Source organism: Vagococcus bubulae (assembly GCF_003950315.1).
GTDB lineage: Bacteria > Bacillota > Bacilli > Lactobacillales > Vagococcaceae > Vagococcus > Vagococcus bubulae.
In genome coordinates, this window is record NZ_NGJT01000052.1 from 1 (window position 1) to 1,679 (window position 1,679).

Annotated in this window: 1 protein-coding gene; it reads right to left on the reverse strand. The window is 37.9% G+C overall.

The window, feature by feature from the left end; genetic code table 11:
- Positions 1 to 204: 204 nt before the first annotated feature.
- A complete protein-coding gene (locus CBF36_RS12110) occupies positions 205 to 1,524 on the reverse strand; it encodes an IS1380-like element IS1678 family transposase (RefSeq protein ID WP_125958612.1) in 1,320 nt (439 codons plus the stop codon).
- Positions 1,525 to 1,679: the final 155 nt, after the last annotated feature.

The following is a 1,679-nucleotide window of genomic DNA, read 5'->3' on the forward strand; positions in this document are numbered from 1 at the left end:
ACCTGAATAATTCATATCTTTAATTCTTTGGCACATTTTATTGAAATATGTATCACTAATATCCCTATCAACTGATTTTGACTAAAAAGTTACTTCAAACATTCACTGTTCAAAAATATTGAGGAATAAATTTTGGGTGTAAGGCATTTTGAGCATACTTCTCCCTGGATAACTTCCCAGTAAAAAAATCGTTAGATTGTTGGATTAGATCCATTGACTGGCTCGCCTCAGGCGAGCAAAGACCCTGTAGAATTCATTCTGATACACATGATAACTAGATAATTTGAGATAGACTCGTCTACCCGTTTGGACTAATTTCCCAGCAACTTTCAGAAACTTCAATCGAATAGAATGAATGGTCATTCCCTTTTGGACTTCTTCAAAGCCAATCGTTCTTAAGAAGTTGACTAAGTTGTAAGCTATCAAGCTGAGCATCATTCGGACATGATTCTCCAAAAAGCGAGGACTGTCTGTTTTGTCAAAGTAAAAGCCAGCTTTCGCTTCTTTAATGAAGTTCTCCATTGTGCCACGTTTGGCATAGAGAGAAAAGATGGTATCAGGAGAAACATTTTCTGATAGATTCGTCACGATAAATTCATGTCGAAAGAGTAGTTCGCCCGCTTCACGTGTTGAGCGTATACACACGCGACGACTTTGTGACCAGGATTGTGCTTGATAAGTGGTCGAGAAGTACTGAACTTCTCGTTCTTCCCACTTTTGATTATCGCCATAAAGTACTGATTTCTCAGCTATTTGACCTAGTCTACGATTATTCTTCAGTCGAATAACATAATGACTCTTTTTTGATTCACACGAATCATACACACCAGGTGTAGCGAACCCGCTGTCTCCACGAACCAAGATGTCAGTGTTTGGTAGAGAGTGATTATAGTGCTCTAATAAAGGTGTGAGAAACTCCTTTACGCCTTTTGATGTATATTGATTTCCTGAACGTAGTTCAGCTTTTAAGAAGTCACCAGTCAATCCGTCAAAAGCTACCAATGGATGGTAACCATAGGTTTGGTAGTGTGTATTATAATTCGTTTGTTCTTGGTGACCAAATGTATCTGAATGGGTCGAATCTAAATCAATGATTAATTCCGTATCATTACGGATGAGGCGTGCTTTATCGATAAGTTCTTGGTTCAAAGCTTGAAGTTCATGGATATTCTCCTCAGATAGTCGATCTAAAAATCGGGAAAGTGAAGATTGAGAAGCGAGTTCTTTCCTATCTAAAACAGCTTTAAACACAGGATCTTGTCTCAGGAGATTAGCTGCAGAATCAGCTGAGTAACCAGCAATTAATTGCATAATGAACTGCTCAAGTATGGATAAGTTGTCATGAGTAAAATACGCTCGTTCGTCTTCAATGTGAATGTGTTGCTTAGCCAGTTCAGAAAAACCAAAGATGTTCATCAGCTCTTTCACTAGGACGAGACCCGAATCACTCGATAATTGACCACCTGTATGAGAAATAGTGATATTTGAATTGAATTTTACTTGGTTTTTGTGTAAGCTAGTCATGAAAAGAACTCCTTTCTTTTGGTTGGTTTAGTCACTTTAACCATAGCAGAAAGGGGTTCTTTTTTCATCACTTAACGGGTGAAGATGAAAAAGTAATTGTAAGCTGCCGTGAGGCAGTTTCACATGGTTTTAATTAAAAGTATGAATTATTCAGG

Excerpts from the sequence above, each read along its gene's own strand:
- CBF36_RS12110 (WP_125958612.1), bottom strand. The coding sequence starts at position 1,524 with ATGACTAGCTTACACAAAAACCAAGTAAAATTCAATTCAAATATCACT.